The sequence below is a fragment of the Hydrogenophaga sp. H7 genome, assembly GCF_002025745.1.
In the GTDB taxonomy this organism is placed as follows: domain Bacteria; phylum Pseudomonadota; class Gammaproteobacteria; order Burkholderiales; family Burkholderiaceae_C; genus Hydrogenophaga; species Hydrogenophaga pseudoflava.
Genome location: NZ_MCIC01000014.1, coordinates 1 through 18,810, shown reverse-complemented (window position 1 = coordinate 18,810; position 18,810 = coordinate 1). Strand labels below are relative to the sequence as shown.

At 65.0% G+C, this 18,810-nt stretch carries 20 protein-coding genes and 1 pseudogene; 6 read left to right on the top strand and 15 right to left on the bottom strand.

Annotated features, from left to right (window positions below; translation table 11 throughout):
- Window positions 1-35: 35 nt before the first annotated feature.
- Window positions 36-446, bottom strand: a complete 411-nt coding sequence (locus BC358_RS09145) for a hemerythrin domain-containing protein (RefSeq protein WP_079365594.1) — start codon at window positions 444-446, stop codon at window positions 36-38.
- Entirely contained in the window at window positions 443-946 is a 504-nt protein-coding gene (locus tag BC358_RS09140; RefSeq protein WP_079365593.1) for an Rrf2 family transcriptional regulator, read from the bottom strand. Before BC358_RS09140 ends, BC358_RS09145 begins: the two co-directional genes overlap by 4 nt.
- Window positions 947-1,068: 122 nt before the next feature.
- On the opposite strand from BC358_RS09140, the gene BC358_RS09135 reads away from it, so the two are divergent.
- Genes BC358_RS09135 through fdxA form a run of 3 tightly spaced genes read left to right on the top strand, consistent with a single transcriptional unit; the run spans window position 1,069 to window position 2,968 of the window.
- Window positions 1,069-2,286 (top strand): NnrS family protein, encoded by a 1,218-nt coding sequence (locus tag BC358_RS09135; RefSeq protein WP_079365592.1) that lies wholly within the window; start codon window positions 1,069-1,071, stop codon window positions 2,284-2,286.
- 46 nt (window positions 2,287-2,332) lie between these two features.
- Window positions 2,333-2,629, top strand: a complete 297-nt coding sequence (locus tag BC358_RS09130; protein ID WP_066151723.1) for a DUF2249 domain-containing protein — start codon at window positions 2,333-2,335, stop codon at window positions 2,627-2,629.
- Window positions 2,630-2,644: 15 nt separating this feature from the next.
- Window positions 2,645-2,968, top strand: a complete 324-nt coding sequence (gene fdxA / locus BC358_RS09125; RefSeq protein WP_079365591.1) for a ferredoxin FdxA — start codon at window positions 2,645-2,647, stop codon at window positions 2,966-2,968.
- A gap of 54 nt (window positions 2,969-3,022) precedes the next feature.
- Here fdxA and sufT read toward each other — a convergent pair whose 3' ends face one another.
- From sufT to BC358_RS09090, 7 genes are all read right to left on the bottom strand, one after another.
- Entirely contained in the window at window positions 3,023-3,568 is a 546-nt protein-coding gene (gene sufT, locus BC358_RS09120; protein ID WP_079365590.1) for a putative Fe-S cluster assembly protein SufT, read from the bottom strand.
- The gene (gene sufU / locus BC358_RS09115; protein WP_079365589.1) at window positions 3,565-4,038 is read right to left on the bottom strand and encodes a Fe-S cluster assembly sulfur transfer protein SufU; all 474 of its coding nucleotides are present in this window, start codon (window positions 4,036-4,038) and stop codon (window positions 3,565-3,567) included. Before sufU ends, sufT begins: the two co-directional genes overlap by 4 nt.
- On the bottom strand, window positions 4,035-5,291 hold the full coding sequence (locus BC358_RS09110; protein ID WP_079365588.1) for an aminotransferase class V-fold PLP-dependent enzyme: 1,257 nt from the start codon (window positions 5,289-5,291) through the stop codon (window positions 4,035-4,037). Before BC358_RS09110 ends, sufU begins: the two co-directional genes overlap by 4 nt.
- Window positions 5,284-6,588 carry a SufD family Fe-S cluster assembly protein gene (locus BC358_RS09105; RefSeq protein WP_079365587.1) on the bottom strand — a complete coding sequence of 435 codons (1,305 nt, stop codon included), beginning with the start codon at window positions 6,586-6,588 and terminating at the stop codon, window positions 5,284-5,286. The genes BC358_RS09110 and BC358_RS09105 overlap by 8 nt, the downstream gene beginning before the upstream one ends.
- Window positions 6,589-6,590: 2 nt before the next feature.
- Window positions 6,591-7,361, bottom strand: a complete 771-nt coding sequence (sufC, locus tag BC358_RS09100) for a Fe-S cluster assembly ATPase SufC (RefSeq protein WP_079365586.1) — start codon at window positions 7,359-7,361, stop codon at window positions 6,591-6,593.
- Window positions 7,362-7,395: 34 nt separating this feature from the next.
- Entirely contained in the window at window positions 7,396-8,850 is a 1,455-nt protein-coding gene (gene sufB / locus BC358_RS09095) for a Fe-S cluster assembly protein SufB (protein ID WP_066151738.1), read from the bottom strand.
- A gap of 205 nt (window positions 8,851-9,055) precedes the next feature.
- The gene (locus BC358_RS09090; RefSeq protein ID WP_079365585.1) at window positions 9,056-9,715 is read right to left on the bottom strand and encodes a substrate binding domain-containing protein; all 660 of its coding nucleotides are present in this window, start codon (window positions 9,713-9,715) and stop codon (window positions 9,056-9,058) included.
- A 94-nt stretch (window positions 9,716-9,809) separates the two neighbouring features.
- On the opposite strand from BC358_RS09090, the gene istA reads away from it, so the two are divergent.
- The 3 genes and pseudogenes from istA to BC358_RS22430 all read left to right on the top strand — a co-directional run bounded on the left by istA (window position 9,810) and on the right by BC358_RS22430 (window position 12,477).
- Window positions 9,810-11,342, top strand: coding sequence for an IS21 family transposase (gene istA / locus BC358_RS09085; RefSeq protein WP_079365584.1), 1,533 nt, complete (start codon window positions 9,810-9,812; stop codon window positions 11,340-11,342).
- Window positions 11,335-12,126, top strand: a pseudogene (istB, locus tag BC358_RS09080) (IS21-like element helper ATPase IstB). Before istA ends, istB begins: the two are co-directional and overlap by 8 nt.
- Window positions 12,127-12,162: 36 nt before the next feature.
- Window positions 12,163-12,477, top strand: coding sequence for an ATP-binding protein (locus BC358_RS22430; protein ID WP_306292795.1), 315 nt, complete (start codon window positions 12,163-12,165; stop codon window positions 12,475-12,477).
- Between the two features lie 96 nt (window positions 12,478-12,573).
- On the opposite strand, the gene rfbF is transcribed toward BC358_RS22430, so the two are convergent.
- The 6 genes from rfbF to BC358_RS09045 all read right to left on the bottom strand — a co-directional run bounded on the left by rfbF (window position 12,574) and on the right by BC358_RS09045 (window position 18,747).
- Complete coding sequence (gene rfbF, locus BC358_RS09070; RefSeq protein ID WP_079365582.1) at window positions 12,574-13,347, bottom strand: glucose-1-phosphate cytidylyltransferase; 774 nt, start codon at window positions 13,345-13,347, stop codon at window positions 12,574-12,576.
- A gap of 71 nt (window positions 13,348-13,418) precedes the next feature.
- Entirely contained in the window at window positions 13,419-14,357 is a 939-nt protein-coding gene (locus tag BC358_RS09065) for a glycosyltransferase family 2 protein (RefSeq protein WP_079365581.1), read from the bottom strand.
- A gap of 38 nt (window positions 14,358-14,395) precedes the next feature.
- A complete protein-coding gene (locus BC358_RS09060) occupies window positions 14,396-15,691 on the bottom strand; it encodes an NAD(P)H-dependent oxidoreductase (RefSeq protein ID WP_079365580.1) in 1,296 nt (431 codons plus the stop codon).
- Window positions 15,692-15,757: 66 nt separating this feature from the next.
- Complete coding sequence (rfbC, locus tag BC358_RS09055) at window positions 15,758-16,288, bottom strand: dTDP-4-dehydrorhamnose 3,5-epimerase (RefSeq protein WP_079365579.1); 531 nt, start codon at window positions 16,286-16,288, stop codon at window positions 15,758-15,760.
- Window positions 16,288-17,310, bottom strand: coding sequence for an NAD(P)-dependent oxidoreductase (locus tag BC358_RS09050; protein WP_079365881.1), 1,023 nt, complete (start codon window positions 17,308-17,310; stop codon window positions 16,288-16,290). The genes rfbC and BC358_RS09050 overlap by 1 nt, the downstream gene beginning before the upstream one ends.
- A 340-nt stretch (window positions 17,311-17,650) precedes the next feature.
- Window positions 17,651-18,747 (bottom strand): IS3 family transposase gene (locus BC358_RS09045; protein ID WP_256861428.1). Its coding sequence is split into 2 segments (ribosomal slippage): window positions 17,651-18,495 and window positions 18,495-18,747, totalling 1,098 coding nucleotides; the frame shifts between segments, so codons are not numbered across the junction.
- Window positions 18,748-18,810 lie beyond the last annotated feature (63 nt).

The window sequence follows — 18,810 nt, the reverse complement described above, 5'->3', positions numbered from 1 at the left end:
CGGCGTGTGATGGGAGCTGCGGGCTCTTCCGCCGATCACGCAGCCTCGATGCGCGGGTAGAAGTCACGGTTCTCGCGCTGCATGCGCTCATGCACCATGCGCAGCACGCGGTTGGCGTCGTCGCGGAAGCCCTGCTCGTGGCTGCGAACGCTCTCGGGCCGGTTCCAGCGACGGGCGAAGGCGTCGTAGGCCTGGGCAATCGGGCCCATGTCCTCCTGGTACTGCTGGCCCATGCGCGCCAGCTCGGGGTTGCCACCCCGCCGCAGGGCCGGGTACAGCGCCTGGTCTTCGACGGCCAGGTGCAGCTTGATGGTGGAGCTCATGCTGACGACGAGCCTTGCGATGTCGGCGGCGTTCTGCGCCACCCCCGCCTGCGCGAGCGTCCGAAGGGCCGATATGGCGCCGATGATGTCCTGGTGCTGGTGTTTGAGTTTGTCGATGTTCATGGAAGGCTCCTTGGAAGAACAGGTGTTGCTTTGCCCGTGGGCTTTCGAAGGCTTCGGGGCGCCGCCACCGGCACAGCCGTCGCGGTGCCCCGCGGCGATGCGGGCGCCACAAGGTCGGCCAGGGTCGTGCCATCAAGTTCCCTGAGGTAGGCCCCCAGCGCGGCGTTGAACAAGCCCTTCAGGCGGCAGGTCGGAGACAGCGTGCACTGGTTGGAACCCGGGTCGAAACACTCGACCAGGCGGAAGTCGGTCTCCGAGGCGCGCACCACATCCCCGATGCGCACCGTGGCCGGATCTTTCAGCAGGCGCAGTCCGCCACCGCGACCGCGCGTGGTTTCCAGCACGCCCTGTCGACCGAGGTCGGTGACGATCTTCATCAGGTGGTTTCTGGACACCCTGTGGTGTTCGGCCAGCTCGCTGATGGTCACCATCTGGTGCGGGCGGGCCGCGCAATACATCAGCACGCGCAAGGTGTAGTCGGTGTACTCGGCAAGTCGCATGGAAGCCCCTAAAGAGGTACCAAGTATATTTCTTTAAAGGCTATTTGGGTTTAATATTCATTTCACATGCTTCTTATGAGGTCTTTGCAGCGGCCCGACAGCTTCTGCAACGTCCCCCCACCATGACCACCCTGCCCTTGCACGCCTCCCCGTCCGAACCTTCTGCCGCGCCACAGCCCCGGGGCTGGCCGCTGCTGAGGCTCGGATTCCGGCCCTTCTACCTGGGCGCTGCGGTGTTCGCGCTGCTCGCGATCCCGCTGTGGGTGGCGCTGTTCCTGGGCCAGTGGAACCTCACGATGGCGCTGCCCCCGCTGCTGTGGCACGCGCACGACATGTTGTTCGGCTTTGCGATCGCGGTCATCCTGGGCTTCCTGCTGACCGCGGTCAAAGCCTGGACCGGGCTGGCCACGCCGCGCGGCGCCTTCCTGGGTGCCCTGGCCCTGTTGTGGCTGGCGGCCCGGGTGGCCGCCGTGACCGGGCCCTACACGCTGTATGCCGTGCTGGACCTGGCGCTGCTGCCCCTGGTGGCCGCGGTGCTCACCCGCCTGCTGCTGCGCGCGCGCAACCGGCGCAACCTGCCGCTGGCGGGCATGCTGATGCTGCTCGCGCTGGCCAACGGCGTCTTTCACCTGGGCGTGACCGGTGTCCTGGAGATTTCTCCGCTGGTCCCTCTGCACGCCGCCCTGGCGCTGATCGTGACGATCGAGTGCGTGATCGCGGGCCGGGTGATTCCGGCCTTCACCATGAGCGCGACGCCGGGTCTGAAACTCCAGGTGCGCGCACCGGTGGAGCGCGCCGCGATGGCGCTCACAGCGCTGGGCTTGCTGCTGTGGGTGTTCGCACCCGCCGCCGCAGGCTGGAACCTGGTCGGTGGCCTGGCCCTTCTGCTCGCCGCGCTGGCCCAGGTGGTGCGGCTGCTGCAGTGGCGGCCTGCGATCACAAGGCACCGCCCGATCCTCTGGATCCTGCACCTGTCGCACGCCTGGATTCCCTTCGGGCTGGCCCTGCTGGCAGCGGCCCGGTTCGGCTGGATCGGCGTGTCGGCCGGCGTGCATGCGCTGGCCATCGGAGCCACCGCCGGTCTCATCATCGGCATGATCACCCGCACCGCCCGCGGCCACACCGGGCGCGCGCTGCAGGTGTCGCGCGCGGAGACCACGGCCTATGTGCTCGTCATGCTGGCGGCCGCCGTCCGCGTGCTGCTGCCGCTGGCCCTGCCGACGTGGCTGCCCATGGCCCTGGTGCTGTCTGCCGCCGGCTGGTCGGTGGCGTTTGCGATCTACCTCTTCATCTACACGCCCTGGCTGCTCAAGACGCGCTTCGACGGCAAGGACGGCTGACGCGCTTTCTCAACCCTTCCCTCTTCACCCACTCAAGGATCTGTCCATGAACACCATCACCGCTCCCACCCCCACCGTCGACCTGCGCAGCATTGCGCCGCGCGAACGCCACTCGCTGGTGTTCTCCACCTTCAAGGCCCTGCCACCCGGCGCGGCCATGGAGCTCATCAACGACCACAACCCGCAGCCGCTGCGCGGGCAGTTCGAGAGCGGCCTCTATGGCGCCTTCAGCTGGACCATGCTGGAAAGTGGCCCCGAACAGTGGCGCGTGCAGATCGCCAAACCGGCCGACAGCCAGCCCGTGCACGGTGTGGATTCCTGCTGCGGTTCCTGCGGTGGCTGACCGGGAGCCCACGCCATGACCTTTGTGGTGACCGAATCGTGCATCCGGTGCAAATACACCGACTGCGTCGATGTCTGTCCGGTGGACGCATTCCGGGAAGGACCGAACTTCCTGGTGATCGATCCCGACGACTGCATCGACTGCGCGGTCTGTGTCCCGGAGTGCCCTGTCTCGGCGATCTACGCCGAAGAAGACGTTCCCAACGACCAGCGGGACTTCACACCGCTCAACGCCGAGCTGGCGCGCGTGTGGAAGCCGATCACACGGACCAAGCCGGCGCTGCCCGACGCCGACACCTGGAGCACGGTCCAGGACAAACGCGACCAGCTCGAACGCTGAATCCGCCCGGCCCGGATGGGCGGGCTCTGTGCCTGCGATCCGGGCCGGGCCGTGTCACAACCCCAGTGACAGCATCGCGGCTTCGGACATCCGGGAGCGGTCCCAGGGCGGGTCGAACACGAATTCCAGGTCGACCTCGGCCACCCGGGGCAAGGCCAGCAGCTTTTCGTGGATCTCGTCCACCAGCATGTCGCCCATGCCGCAGCCGGGCGCCGTCAAGGTCATCCTGATCGACACCTTGAACCCGTCGCCGTCCGTTGGCAGCACGTCGCACCCATAGACCAGACCGAGCTCGACGATGTCGACCGGAATCTCCGGGTCGTAGCAGGTCTTGAGCGTCTGCCAGACCTGTGCCCGCACGCCCTCGGGCCCTTCCACGTCCGCCAGCACCGGCGCCACAGGCACCGGCTTGCCGATGGCGTCGGCATCGGCACCGGCCAGGCGCATCAGCTGGCCGTCGACCAGCAGCGTGAACGCCGCGCCCAGCGCCTGGGTGATCTGCACCAGCGTGCCGGCCGGAAGTTCGGCGGGGGTTCCGTCGGGCACGCAGGTCACCGCCACCGTGCGCGTGACCACCGCCCGTTCGCGGGGCGCGCTCATGACGTCGCCTCCGGCGCGTTGCCGGCGCTGCCGGCATCGGCGGCCAGCGCGTGCATCAGTGCGTGCCAGCCCAGCAGGGCGCACTTGATGCGGCCGGGGTAGTGGCGCACACCCGCCAGGCTGACCAGCTTGCCCAGGTGCGCCTCTTCGGGCGCCATCTGGCCTGTCAGCACGGACCGAAAGCGCGCCTGCAGGGCCTGGGCCTGGGCCACCTCCTGCCCCAGAACCGCCTCGGTCATCATGGAAGCGGACGCGATGCAGATCGCGCAGCCCTGGCCCTGGAAGCGGATGTCGCCCACCCGCCCGTTGTCGACCACCAGGGCCACCTGCAGGTCGTCACCACATTGCGGGTTCTGGCCGCGCGCCTGGTGGGTCGGCGCGGCCAGCGGGCCAAAGTGGCGCGGCGCGCGCTTGTGGTCCATCACCACCTCCTGGTAGAGGTCGAGTTCGGCGGCGGTTTCTGAAGTCATTGCAACACCTTCATGGCGTGCGCGACGCCGGCGAGCAGACGCTCCACCTCGGCGTGCGTGTTGTAGAGCGCGAACGAGGCGCGCGTGGTGGGCCCCAGGCCCAGGTGTTCGAGCAGCGGCTGGGCACAGTGGTGGCCGGTGCGCACGGCGATGCCGCGCTGGTCCAGCAAGGTGCCGATGTCGTGAGGGTGCACGCCGTCGGCGACGAACGAGACGATGGCCGATGCGCGGCTGTGGGCCGACAGCACCGTGATGCCGGGCAGCTCGGCCAGACCCGCCACCGCGTGTTCGCGCAGCGCGTTCAGGTGGGCGTCGATGCGATCACGCCCGACCCCGTCGATGAAGCCCGCCGCAGCGGCCATGCCGATCGCTCCCGCCACGTTGGGCGTGCCGCCTTCCAGCCGCGCCGGCAGTTCGGCAAAGCTGGCTTCGGTGGCACTGACCCAGGCCACCATGTCTCCGCCGTAGCGCAGGGGCTCCAGGCGTTCCAGCGCGGCTCGCCGGCCCACCAATGCGCCGGTGCCCATGGGCCCGTACATCTTGTGGCCCGAGAAGGCCATGAAGTCGCAGGCCAGCGACGACAGGTCGGGCCCGCCGTGGGCCACGGCCTGGGCCGCGTCGAGCACGGTCAGCGCGCCCGCGCCGGCGGCGAGCTGGAGCAAGTCCTCGTAGGGCGGCCGCTCACCGGTGGCGTTGGCGCAGGCGGTGAGCGCCAGCACGCGGGTGCGGGGGTTGAGCAGGCGGCGCAGGTCGGCGGCGTGCAGCCGTCCCTGGGCATCGGGCCGCAGCACGCGCAGCGCGGCCCCGGTGCGCCGCGCCGCCTGCTGCCAGGGCACGAGGTTGGCGTGGTGTTCCAGGCCGCTGACCACGATCTCGTCGCCCGCCTGCAGCCAGGCCGGCCGCAGGCCGCGGGTGGAGAGCCCATGGGCCACCATGTTCAGCGCATCGGTGGTGCCCGAGGTGAACACCAGCTCGTGGTCTGCGCCCGCGCCGACGAAGCTTTTGAGCGTGCTGCGCGCGTGCTCGAACGCATCGGTGGCGCGCTGGCTCAGCGCATGCACGCCGCGGTGGATGTTGGCCCGGTCGTGCTGCTCGAAGGCGCGCATCGCGTCCTGCACCGGCAGGGCCATCTGGGTGGTGGCCGCGTTGTCGAGGTAGGTGAGCTCGGCACCATGGACGCGCTGCGCGAGCGCCGGGAACTGCGCGCGCACGGCGTCGGGCGCCAGGGGATCGATCAAAAACGCGTCACCCATGGGCGGCCTCCGGCTGGGTAGTGGGGGCGGCGGGGTCGCCACCCAGGTGCTGGGCCACCACCTCGCGCAGCAGGCCCGCGAGGCCCAGCGAATCGATGAACTGGGCATCGCCAAACGCCCGCGCCAGCAGGGCGCTGGCCATGCCTTCGATGATCAGACCGCGCGCGGCGCGTTCGTCCAGGCCGCGCTGGCGCGCATAGAACAGCGCGTCCTCCGGCAAGGCGCCCCAGGTGGCGCCGTGGGCCGCCTGCACCTGGTCGTGGTGGATCTCCAGGTGCGGCCGCAACACCAGCCGGGGCTGGCCGCCGGTGGGCACGCCCGTCAGCCGCTGCCGCACCTCGGCGTCGGCGGCATGGGGGGCGATGCGGGTGTGGGCGTTGACCACCGCGCGCGCCGCGCCGCTGGCCAGCGCCAGCGTCTCGATGGTGCTGTGGGTGCGCTCGCCGGTGTGCAGCATGCGCACCTGTTGTTCGACGGCGGCGGCCGCCGCCAGCAGCAGGCCCGCGCTGTGGGCCTGGGCACGGCCGCCCGCCAGCTCAACCTCCTGGCGTTGCAGGTGGTAACGGCCGCCGGTGGCGATCAGGCCTTGTTCGTAGCGCGCGCCCCGCCCCAGCTGCAGCTGCAGGTGGTGGGCGACCTGGTCCGCAGCCCCGGGGCGCACGCTGCGCAGGTGCTGCAGCGTGGCGCCCGCGCCCAGGCGGATGTGGGCGTGCAGGTTCTGCACCACCGGCTGTTCGCAGGCCACCGGTTCACGGTGATGGGTTTCCACCAGCACGCAGTGCACGCCCTCCTGCACATCGATCACCAGCATCGGCGCTTCGACCGCGCTGCGTGGCTGGTGCCTCAGCTGTATCCACACCGTCTCGGCCGCACCGCGGCTGTTGGCGTGTTCACCGCCGATGCGCAGCCGCAAGCCGCGACGGCAAAGCGCGCGGTGCACCCAGGTGAACGGCGCGGCATCGTGCTGGGCGATGGTGTCGGGGGCCACCGCGCCATCGGGGTGGGTCGGCAGCGGCAGACCGGCGAACAGCTCCTGGCGCTGCGCCGGGTCGGCGGCGTCGAGCCAGCGGGCATCCACACGGCCTTGCGGCGTGTCGCCCAGCGGGTGCAATGTCCACCCAGCGCCGCTCAGCGGGTGGGCGTCGCAGGGGGTCGATGTGGCTTCGGGCGCCTCGCCCAGCCAGACGGCGGCCGGGGGTGGCGGCAGATGGCGAAACGCATCGGCGTTGCGGGGAACCCAGCCGGCGTCTTCCAGTCGGTGGCGGGCGGCCAGGATGTCGGCGCGTGCGGTGTCCATGCTCAGACCTCCAGCGCGTCGGCCGTGCGTGCGAACCCGGTCCGCTCGATCTGGCGGGCCAGTTCCAGGTCGCCGGTCTCGGCGATGCAGCCCTGGTCCAGCCGCAGCACCGCGTCGGGCTGCAGCGATTCGATCAGGTGCAGGTAGTGCGACACCACCACGAAGGCCGTGCCCTGCGCCCGCAGCGACTGCACCAGCTCCACCACCGCGCGGGTGCCATCCACGTCCATGCCGGAGTCGATCTCGTCGAGCAGTGCCAGGCGCGGGCGCAGCAGGGCCAGCTGCAGCAGTTCGTTGCGCTTGCGCTCGCCGCCCGAAAAACCGTCGTTGACGGGGCGCGCCAGCATCGCCTCGGGCAGGCCCAGACGGGTGGCCGTGGCCCGCGCATCGCCCAGGAAATCGAAGGCATCCAGCGGTGCTTCGCCGCGCGCCTCGCGCACGGCGTTCAGGGCCGTGCGGATGAACAGGTTGTTCTTCACGCCCGGGATCTCGGGGGGCGCCTGGAACGACACAAACAGCCCGGCGCGGGCGCGCGCCTCGGGGCTCATGGCCAGCAGGTCCTGGCCCGCAAAGCGGGCTTCGCCGCCGACCACGCTGTAGCGCGGATGGCCGGCCAGCGTCAGGCCCAGCGTGCTCTTGCCGCTGCCGTTGGCGCCCATGAGCACCACCAGCGCACCGGCGGGGACATCGAGCGAGATCGACTTCAACACGTGGCGGCCGCCAACGTCAACGCGCAGATCGCGCACCTGCAACAAGGGTTCGGCATGGGTCATGGTGGTTCTCTCCTGGGAAATCGGGGGGTGGGGCTCAGCCGACGGCGCCTTCGAGCGAGACGGCCAGCAGCGCCTTGGCTTCGAGCGCGAACTCCATCGGCAGCTCGTCCAGCACCGCCTGGCAGAAGCCGCCCACGATGAGGGCGGTGGCGTCCTGCGGGTGGATGCCGCGCTGCTGGCAATAGAACAGGCGCTCTTCGGAAATGCGGGTGGTGGTCGCTTCGTGTTCCACCATGGCGTCGTCGCGCGCGGCCTCGATGTACGGGAAGGTGTGGGCTCCGCAGTCCGGGCCGATGAGCAGCGAGTCGCACTGCGTGTGGTTGTGGGCACCGCTCGCGGTGGGCGCCACGCGCACCAGGCCGCGGTAGCTGTTCTGGGCGTGCCCCGCGCTGATGCCTTTGGAGACGATGCGGCTCTTGGTGTTGCGGCCCAGATGGATCATCTTGGTGCCGGTGTCGGCCTGCTGGAAATGGTTGCTCACGGCGATCGAATGGAACTCGCCGCGCGAATCGTCGCCGCGCAGCACCACGCTCGGGTACTTCCAGGTGATGGCCGAACCGGTCTCGATCTGTGTCCAGGCGATGTGCGAGCGCTGGCCCGCACACAGGCCGCGCTTGGTGACGAAGTTGTAGATGCCGCCGCGCCCCTGCTCGTCGCCCGGGTACCAGTTCTGCACCGTCGAATACTTGATGTGGGCGTCGTCGTGCGCCACCAGCTCGACCACCGCCGCGTGCAGCTGGTGCTGGTCGCGCTGCGGCGCCGTGCAGCCTTCGAGGTAGCTCACATGGCTGCCCTCTTCGGCAATGATCAGCGTGCGCTCGAACTGGCCGGTGTTGGCGGCGTTGATGCGGAAGTACGACGACAGCTCCATCGGGCAGCGCACGCCCTTGGGGATGTAGACGAAGGAGCCGTCGGAAAACACCGCCGAATTCAGTGCGGCATAGAAGTTGTCGCCCGGTGGCACCACGGTGCCGAGGTAGCGTTCGATCAGTTCGGGGTGGTGTTGCACCGCGTGCGAGAACGAACAGAAGATCACGCCGACTTCGGCCAGCTGTTCGCGGAAGGTGGTGCCCACGGACACCGAGTCGAACACCGCGTCCACCGCCACACCAGCCAGCCGGGCCCGTTCGTGCAGCGGCACACCAAGTTTTTCGTAGGTCTCCAGCAGCTTGGGGTCGACCTCGGCCAGGCTCTTGGGGCCGTCCTTCTGGGACTTTGGCGCCGAGTAGTAGCTCAGCGCTTGAAAGTCCACGGGCTCGATGCGCAGCTGGCCCCAGTGCGGATGCTCCATGGTCTGCCAGCGCTCCAGTGCCGCCAGGCGCCATTGCAGCAGGAACTCGGGCTCGCGCTTGCGGCGCGAGATGGCGCGCACGGTGTCGGCGTCCAGCCCCGGTGGCAGCGAGTCGGTCTCCACGTCGGTGACGAAGCCGTGCTGGTAGGGCTGATGCAACGCCTGGGTCAGCGGCGGTGCCTGTTCAACGGTGGTCATGGTGGGGCTCCTGCGGCGATGGGTGCAGATTCGATGCGCCACCGAAGTGGTTTTGGTGTTGATCTGCAGCCTCTTTTAAAGATTCATATGATATGCATCTTTAATGCCGATGACCACAAAAAGCGGCGTTGACCGCTTGTCTGCCAGGGTCATTGCCGGTGCAGCCGCCACCCTGTCGCGCGCTGCACGCTCCCCTGCCGATGCCTCAGGCCGGCCAGGCCCGCATGCGGAACGCGTCCACCAGGAAGTCGATGAGCGCACGGACCTTGGGGGTCAGTTGCCGGCGGCTCGGGTAGACCGCGTACACACCGAGTTCGGTGGAGCGGAAGCCGGGCATGACCTCCACCAGCGCGCCCGAGTCCAGGTGCGGCCCGACGAGAAACGAGGGTTGCAGCACCAGGCCCATGTGCTGCAGGGCGGCGGCGGTGCAGGTGTCGCCGCTGTTGGTGCGCATGCGGGGCGACACCTTCACCTGGATCGGTTCCCTGGACCCCTGCGACGAAAAGAATTCCCACTGGTCCCCCGCGGCCAGCAACGAATAGGCGATCACCGAGTGCCCGGCCAGCTCGGCCGGATGCCGGGGCGCGCCGTGCCGGCGAAGGTACTCCGGCGAGGCGCACAGGATCAGCCGCGTCGTGGTCAGCTGCCGGCTGATGAGCGAGGACACCTGGAGGCGCGCAATGCGGACCGCCACATCGAAGCCCTCGTCGACCAGATCGACCAGGCGGTCGGACAGCGTCACGTCCAGCGTCACTTTCGGGTGCTGCGCCATGAAGGCCGGCCACAGCGGCGCCAGGTGCAGCACGCCGAAGGTGACCGGCACGTTGACGCGCAACTTGTTGACGCCGACTGAAAACTGACCCACTTACGGGAATCGTACCGATCCAAATTTGACCCAGGTGTTCAACCTACCCTGCCCGAGTTATCCACAGAGGAGCGGGGTGTTAGGAGTGATTACCATGGCCATGATTGGCAAGGTCTTGCGGATGCACCACCGCGAGAAGAAGTCGGTGCGAGAGATCGTCAAGGCGACGAGCCTGTCGCGCAACACGGTGCGCAAGTACCTGCGCAAAGGGGTGGCCGAGGCCCCCAAGTACCGCCGACCGGCGGTGGCGACCAAGCTGACCCCATACGTTGAGCAGGTCAAGCAAGCACTGCTGGCCGACGCGAGGCGGCCGAAGAAGGAGCGCCGCACCGCCAAGGCGCTGTACGCGCAACTTGTGCCGGCGGGCTACGCAGGCGGCTACAGCCGACTGACCGACTACATCCGGCACTGGCGCGCCAGCCAGGGAGGTGCGGCACTGGGGAATGCCTATGTGCCGCTGAGCTTTGAGATGGGCGAAGCCTTCCAGTTCGACTGGAGCGAAGAGCCGCTGGTCATCGGCGGGCAGTACCAGCGTCTGCAGGTCTCGCACATGAAGCTGTGCGCGAGCCGGGCCTTCTGGTTGGTGGCCTACCCGGGCCAGGGCCACGAGATGCTGTTCGATGCCCACACGCGATCCTTCGCGGCGCTGGGCGGTGTGGCACACCGGGGCATCTACGACAACATGAAGACGGCCGTGGACCGGGTCGGCAAAGACAAGGCCCGTGACGTCAACGTGCGCTTCACGACCATGTGCGCGCACTACCTGTTCGACCCCGACTTCTGCAATGTGGCCAGCGGCTGGGAGAAGGGTGTCGTCGAGAAGAACGTGCAGGACAGCCGACGGCGGATCTGGCTGGACGCACGTGAGCAGCGCTTTGCCACCCTGGACGAACTCAACGCCTGGCTGGGCGAACGCTGCAAGGCCCTGTGGTCCGAGCTGCGTCACCCCGAACACAAGGCCTTCAGCGTGGCCGAGATGCTCGATCTCGAGCGCGAGCACCTCATGCCCATGCCCGTGGCCTTCGACGGCTACGTGCAGGAGTTCAGCCGCGTCAGCAGCACCTGCCTGGTAACGGTGGCACGCAACCGCTACTCGGTGCCGTGCGAACTGGCGCGGCACATCGTGAGCGCCCGGCTCTACCCCACGCGGGTGGTGATCGTGAGCGAGGACCGGGTCATTGCCGAGCATGCGCGCCAGAGCGGCAAAGGCAAGACGGTCTACGACTGGCAGCACTACGTGCCGCTGGTGCAGCGCAAGCCCGGGGCGCTGCGCAACGGCGCACCGTTCATGGACCTGCCCGCGCCGCTGGCCAAGCTGCGCCAGGCGCTGCTGCGGCACGCCGGTGGTGACCGGCTGATGGCGCAGGTGCTGGCGATGGTCAGCGTGGCCGGCCTGGATGCGGTGCTGGTGGCGGCCGAGCTGGCGCTAGAGCACACCGGGCTCAGCGGCCGGGTCAGCCCCGAGCACGTGGCCAACGTACTGGCCAGGCTGACGGCGCCGCCGCGCCCGCCCAACGTGGCCACGGCCCTGGTCACCCTGACGCCGCCCAAGGCCGATACGGCACGCTATGACCAGCTGCGCCGCATCGCGGTGGAGGTGGGACAGGAGGAGGTGCCCGATGCGTGACGTCATCACCGAGCTCAAGGCCCTGCGGCTGCATGGCATGGCGGCCACCTGGGCTGAACTGGGGGAGCAGAACAACGGCGAAGTCGACCGGTCACGCTGGCTGGTCGAGCAGATGCTCAAGGCTGAAACCAACGACCGTGCCAAGCGCTCGGTCAGCCACCAGATGAGCACCGCCAAGTTCCCGGTGCACCGTGATCTGGCGGGCTTCGACTTTGAGGTCTCGCAGGTAGACCGCAAGCTGGTGACACAGCTCGCCACTTGCGAGTTCACGGCCGGCGCGCATAACGCTGTGCTGGTGGGTGGACCAGGCACAGGCAAGAGCCACCTGGCCACGGCCATCGGCGTGGCCGGCATCACCGAGTACGGCAAGCGGGTGCGGTTCTATTCCACGGTCGACCTGGTCAACGCGCTGGAGCAGGAGTAGGCCCAGGGCAAGGCGGGGCGCATCGCCGCCAGCTTGCTGCGCATGGACCTGGTCATCCTCGATGAACTGGGTTACCTGCCGTTCAGCCAGGCCGGCGGCGCGCTGCTGTTCCACCTGCTGAGCAAGCTCTACGAGCACACCAGCGTGGTGATTACCACCAACCTGGACTTCGCCGAGTGGTCCAACGTGTTCGTCGACGCCAAGATGACCACCGCACTGCTGGACCGGCTCACCCACCATTGCCACATCGTCGAGACCGGCAACGAGAGCTACCGCGTCACCCAGGCCACGGCCAGCACGAAGCGGCGCATAAAGGCACGAGAACAGGAGCGAAGAGACAAGCCGGTCGATCCCGGCTGACAGCGAGCGCCGCGCCACCCACATCCACCAAACCACCTGAAAGGAGCAAGGAGCTACAGTTGTACACAGCCGGGATCACGCGGTTCCGGCCACCAGCCCTGGGTCAAAGTTCAATCGGCAGGGTGGGTCAAGATTCAGTCGGCGCCGACACACTCGCACATCTTCCAGATGTTCGGGCGCGCGAATCCCGATGCTGCCATCGCAGGCGACGGGATTGGCTTGGTCTTGTGCCAGCGCATCGTGCAGGCACACGGAGGACGTATCTGGGCAGAGTCTGTGCCTGGTGAGGGTTCGACCTTCTACGTCCGTCTGCCACGAAGAATGACAGGATCCAACTTCGGAGATCTCTGACAAGGACAGGACCCAACGGTCTGTCAGCGCGCTCCACAGACGCGTCGCCCGGCTACGCCCCAACAGATGGGGTCAATCGTGCTCGCAATGCACCCATCACCAGATCTTCCAGGGTGCCTTGGTGCTGGCCCAGAGGCTTTCAAGATAGTTCTTGTCGCGCAGCGTATCCATGTTCTGCCAGAAGCCTTCGTGGCGATGTGCCGCCAGCTTGCCTTCGTGCGCCAGTTGCGTGAGAGGCTCCTGTTCCAGAACACATTCGTCGCCCGGGAAATAGTCGAACACCCCGGGCTCCATGACGAAGAAGCCACCATTGATCCACGCCCCGTCCCCTTTGGTCTTTTCGCTGAAGTTGTGGATCTTGCTATCGTCCTCTTTGAGGGCAAAAGCCCCGAAGCGCCCAGGCGGCTGCACGGCGGTCAAGGTCGCCACCGCTTTCTGCTCATGGTGAAAAGCCAGCAGCTTGTTCATGTCCATGTCGCAGACGCCGTCCCCATACGTCAGGCAGAACGTCTCACCTTCCACATAGTCCTTGATTCGCTTGATGCGCCCGCCGGTCATGGTCGTTTCGCCCGTATCGACCAGGGTCACACGCCACGGCTCGGCCTGGGTGTGGTGCACGTCCATCTTGTTGTTCTTGATGTCGAACGTGAAATCAGCCGTGTGAAGGAAATAGTTGGCGAAATACTCTTTGATCACATAGCCCTTGTAGCCGCAGCAGATGATGAAGTCGTTGATTCCCGCCTTGGAATAGATCTTCATGATGTGCCAGAGCATGGGCTTGCCACCAATTTCGATCATGGGTTTGGGCTTGGTGGCACTTTCCTCGCTGATCCGGGTTCCGTAGCCTCCCGCCAAAATGACTGCTTTCATTTCCTTGCGCCCTTGCCTGGGTTGTTCAATCTGTCCGAATGAGAAATATTGAGGGGCTGGCTCAGCCGCTTTCAGCGAACGCCCATTTTCCAGAAATCATGAGGGGACAAATCCTTCATCTTCCTGCCGGAAACAATCACTTTCAGCACCACCCACACCGGCACCACAATGTCGTGAATCATCCTGGCCAACAGGATCGGCACGCACGCCAGCATGAGCAAATACGAATCCGCTCCACGCCGGATATAGGCCAGCGACCGGAAGAACAGGTGGATTTTGCGAATCACATGGCCCAGATAGGTCAGAGCCGGGTGGCGTGCGTGCTGCGGCACGTCATGCGCCGGTTTGCTGGTCATGGTCTTGCGCCACAAGGGCTTGTCCAGTGATGCCAGAACGAAATTGCCCTTGGCCGCCAGGAAATACAGGGATGGGAAAGCAACGTTGTAAACCGTGGTGATTTTCGGAAACAGCCACAGCTTGTATGCAATGTCCTCGGCGCGCTGGCGCCGGATGAGCGCGTGGTTGCTGCGGTCCAGCAACTGTTTGGTCAGCTTGTAGATTCTCACCAGCGCATACCGGTGCCCGTAGTCTTCAATGACCGGTTCGCCTTCGTATTCCTGCGCCTCTCTGTTGAAGAGGCGGTAGGGGCAGAATGCCAATATCGCGTCGGGTTCCGCGAGAAGTTTGTTGAGCAGAACCTCTACAAACTCCGGCTCCCAGTGGTCATCGGCCGCCGCCCACATGAAAAACTCGCCTGTGGCCTGCTCGGCAACAAACGTCCAGTTGCCGGGCAGCCCGAGGTTCTTCTCCTGCCGCACGTATCTGATCCGAGGGTCCTGAGCGCAGTATTTCTGGCAAATCTGCGCTGTGGCGTCGGTGGATGCGTTGTCGGACAAGATCAGTTCGATATTTCGATAGGTTTGCCCCAGGAGGCAATCCAGCGTGCGCGCCAAGGATTTTTCACCGTTGTACACCGGGACACCAATACTGACCAACGGAGCATTGTTCATTTTTTGCCCAGACGCAGATATTCAGATCCACACCGGTTTCAATTGCTGAAATAGGCGTTTTGCTCGGCACGGAGTTGGTCGCTCAAGCGGCCTTCCGGCACCGTGACATCGTCCATGCACAGCACCTGGTCCTTGGGAACGTCGCGCTTGAGGCGGCATCCCTCGGCCAAACCCATCGGCAGCAGACGGCCCTGATTCACCACCTGCGAGTTTTCGGCCAATCCGTAGGTCATGTAGCCGCCAATGCCATCAATCAATTGACCAGCTTTCAGGTCGATTTTTGCGGTGGCCACCACATCCACGCACGGGCCGGCGATGGGCGCAATGGCCGCATCGGAGAACAACACCGCGCGCGCCACCGTATTGGGTACCTCAAAGTGGCACAGGTGGTAAGGCGTATAGAAGCAATACAGCGGCCCTTCGCCCAGCTTGTACAGATTGAGGTAGTGCTTTTGCTGGGGATGGTCATGGGTGCCCAGCACAAAAACGCCCGGGTTGGGAGCGGCCCCCACCACGTAATCCACAATGCCCGGGCCTTGCAGCAGTTCTTCCAGCCGATACCAATTCACCGCCTCGGTAATGGGCGTCCCGGCTTCCACCGTGGGCCCGAACATGCCGCGTTGGGCCACCCGCATGCCGGTGGCGTTGGCCACAATGGCCTGCTCGTAGGAAATCTTGGTGCCATCGGCGAATGAGGTCACCATGGCGGGGTTCTGCCCCCATTTTTTGGCAAATCCTTCCTGTGTGGTCGGATTGCGATAGGGATCGTGCAAACCTTTGATGTTGCCGCAGAGGACGGGCCTCACCCCTATCCCCTTGACAAATCGGTACAGATTCATGATCACGCCGGGCTGGTCGCCATCCACATTGGTGAGCACCACGCCGGCCTTGTCGGCATAGACCTTGAGAATCGGGCCCACCGTGCCGTCCAGCTCGGCATTCATCATGACCACGTGCTTGCCGTGCTGGATGGCCCTGAAAACCACCTGGGCGCTGAATTCCACCGCGCCGGTCACCTCGATGATGGCGTCGATGCCCTGCGCCTCGCAAAGCAGAAACGCGTCGTCGGTGATCGCGTAACGGTCTTGCGCGATCGCATCTTCGAGCTGCGCCACGGTTTCAACCACCGCCACGTCCTGGACATTGGCCTCCTTGTAGGCGCGCCGGGCTTGATCGAGGGTCCGGTTGGACACCGCCACCAGCTTCATGCCCGGGGTGGACTGGATGATTTGCAGCGCCACCCCGCGCCCCATGAATCCCGCGCCCACCATGGCCACCCGCACCGGGTTGTTCTCGGCCTGGCGCTTCTTCAATGCGCTGTCAATGATGATCATGATCTTGAATATTCAATTCGTGAGGCGGCACCCGGGCTGGGCGAGCCGATATGGCGGCTATTGCGCTCAGATGTTCATGTCGGGCCAGCTGGCGTCTTTGTCGGAAATCACTTTGACCTCCTGCGGCCAGATGATTCCCAGCGCCGGGTCGTTGTATCGGAGGCCACGCTCCGAACCCGGGTGGTACACCTGCGAAACCTGGTAGGTGACTTCGCAATCGTCCACCAGGGTGATGAATCCATGCGCGAAATGCTGGGGAACGAACAGCATGCGGTGATTGCTGCTGGTCAACTCCACACCGATCCACTGCCGGTAGGTCGGAGATTCCGGGCGGATGTCCACGATGACATCGTAGATGGCGCCCTGCGTGCATCTCACCAGCTTGGTTTCGGCATAGGGCGATTCCTGGTAGTGCATGCCGCGCAATGTGCCCTGGTGTTTGCTCAGGGACACATTGGTCTGCACCACCTTGCTGATGAGCCCATGCCGCTCGAATTCTTCCTGGCAGAAAGAGCGGGCGAAGAAGCCGCGGGAATCACCGCGTTTTTCCAGATCAATGATGTAGGCGCCCGCCAGTTTGGTTTCGGTGAAGATCATCAAACGCTCCAGAAGAACTTGTCGTCAATCTGGCGCGTGCGGATGAGGTATTCAATCTGCTTGAGGCGGGTGAAGGCCCGGAAGTTGAAGATGTCGGGCGTCATGTCGATGCGTTTGAACACTTCGTAGAGTTGTTCGGCACCAATCCTGGCATTTCGTTTGCATTTGAAGCCCAGCTGGTTGCTGATCTTGTCAAACGACACCCGGTAGCTGCGGTTGTCCGCATCGTGCTGGCCAAAACTGAGCGCGCATCCGGTGAAGGTCTCGGCAACGATTTCGGCGATTTCCTTGACCCGGTAATTGTCGGAGGTGGCGCCCACATTGAAGATCTGGTTGTGCACCTTCTCGCGCGGCGCTTCCAGCACGCAGCCGATGGCATCACAAATGTCCAGCACGTGCACCAGCGGGCGCCAAGGTTGTCCGTCGCTGGTCATCTTGATTTCCTGGGTGGTCCATGCCAATCCGGACAGGTTGTTCAGCACGATGTCAAAGCGCATGCGCGGAGACGGCCCATAGGCCGTGGCATTGCGCAGGAAGGTCGGACTGAAATGCTCGGAGGCCAGCGGCGACACGTCGCGCTCGACTTTCACCTTGCACTTGGCATAGGCGGTTTGTGGATCGGTATCGGATTCTTCGGTCTTGAAATCGTCCCCACCAATGCCATACACGCTGCAGGAAGACGTGTAAACAAAACGGCTCACACCGACGTTCTTGCACTTCTTGGCCAATTCCACCGAGCCCACATGATTGATTTCATAGGTGATGTCGTGGTTGAGCTTGCCCAACGGGTCATTGGACAATTCGGCCAGATGCACCACCGCCTCGAATCCCTCAAGGTCTTTTTCGGTGATGTTGCGAATGTCCTTGCTGATCCATTGCGGCGATCTTTTGACGGCATTGAACAGCCAGCCGTCCCGGTAGAAACCAGTGTCGATGCCGACCACCTCATGCCCCCGCTCCAGCAGGACCGAACCCAGCAAACTCCCAATATAGCCATCGATCCCGGTAACCAGTACTTTCACAGCCATTCCGCCTTTGCAAATATTCAGGTGTTTCGAAAGGTGATTATGGTGCCTGACCCGCTGCACATGATTTCGCCAAACAACATCAACCCCGGAGGGGTATTGTGTTTAGGACGCGCGCAGCACGGCGAAATGCTCACCTTGTTTGCGAGGATAGCCCGGCAAGTGTGAATGGCTCAATACCGGATCGCACGAAGCTTGACCTAGCTCAATTTCGAATTTCAATGCAGGCTCGGTTCAGCGCCGATGTGTGGCGCAATCCACTGCATTTAAGTGAAATTTAAGTCGCACATAACCCGCGCTTAAGCCGCGCTGAAGTCCCCTCGAATTCCTGAGCCAGTCAGAAGTAGAGGTTGGGGAACAGTTTGACACGGTACTCGACCGGTGGGATTCGGCCGAGAGATTCATGGGGGCGCTGGTGGTTGTAGCGGTGCAGCCAGTCGGCCGTCATATCACGCACCTCCTGCAATGACTCGAAGACATAGCAGTCCAGCACCTCGGTTCGGTAGGTCTTGTTGAATCGTTCGACATAGGCGTTTTGCGTGGGCTTTCCTGGCTGGATGTGATTGAGCGCGATGCCCTTGGATTTCGCCCATTCGGACAGAGCGTGAGCGATGAACTCCGGGCCGTTGTCCAGGCGAATCGACAGCGGCGCTCCGCGCACTTCCACCAGCTCATTCAAGGCACGTATGACACGGGCTGCCGGCAGGCTGGTGTCGACCTCGATACGCAGGCCCTCGCGGTTGAACTCATCGATGACGTTGAAGGTCCTGAATCGCCTGCCGGACCACAGTGCATCGGCCATGAAGTCGCAGCTCCAACCCTGATTGGGTTGGCCAGCAGCCTCCAGCGGTTGCTTGATGCGCGCCGGCAAACGCTTCTTGCCGCGCCGTGGCAGGTTCAGCCGCAGCTCGCAGTACACGCGCCAAAGCACCGTCTTGCCCCAGGGCTTGCCTTGGTGGCGGGCACTGTCGTAAAGCAGGCCAAAGCCGTGGCGCGGGTTGAGCGCCATGTGCATCTGGATGAAGGTGATGACCCCGGAGTCGTCGCGCGCAATGGGTCGGTAGCGCAGTGTGGAGCGGGCAATGCCGCTGGCCTGGCAGGCTCGGCGCTCGCTCATGCCGTGCTCGGCCATGAGGGCTTGAACGACCATCTCGCGACGCTCCGGGGTCAGAGCTTTCGGTCGACAACGTCCTTGAGCGCGTGGTGCATGAGCGCCAGGTCGGCATACATGCGTTTGAGCTTGGCGTTCTCGTCCTGCAGTTGCCGAAGCTGCGCCAGGTGCGAGACCGTCATGCCAGAGAACTGACTCTTCCACTTGTAGTAGGTCGGCTCGCTCACGCCGTGCTTCCTGCACGTCTCGCCGACCTTGGCACCCATCTCGACCTCCTTGAGGATGCCGACTATCTGCGCTTCGCTGAATCTGGATTTCTTCATGTAGAGACTCCGTCTTGGGGAATTCTCTACTTCCGGGTGGTTCAGGTTTTCAAGGGGACTTCA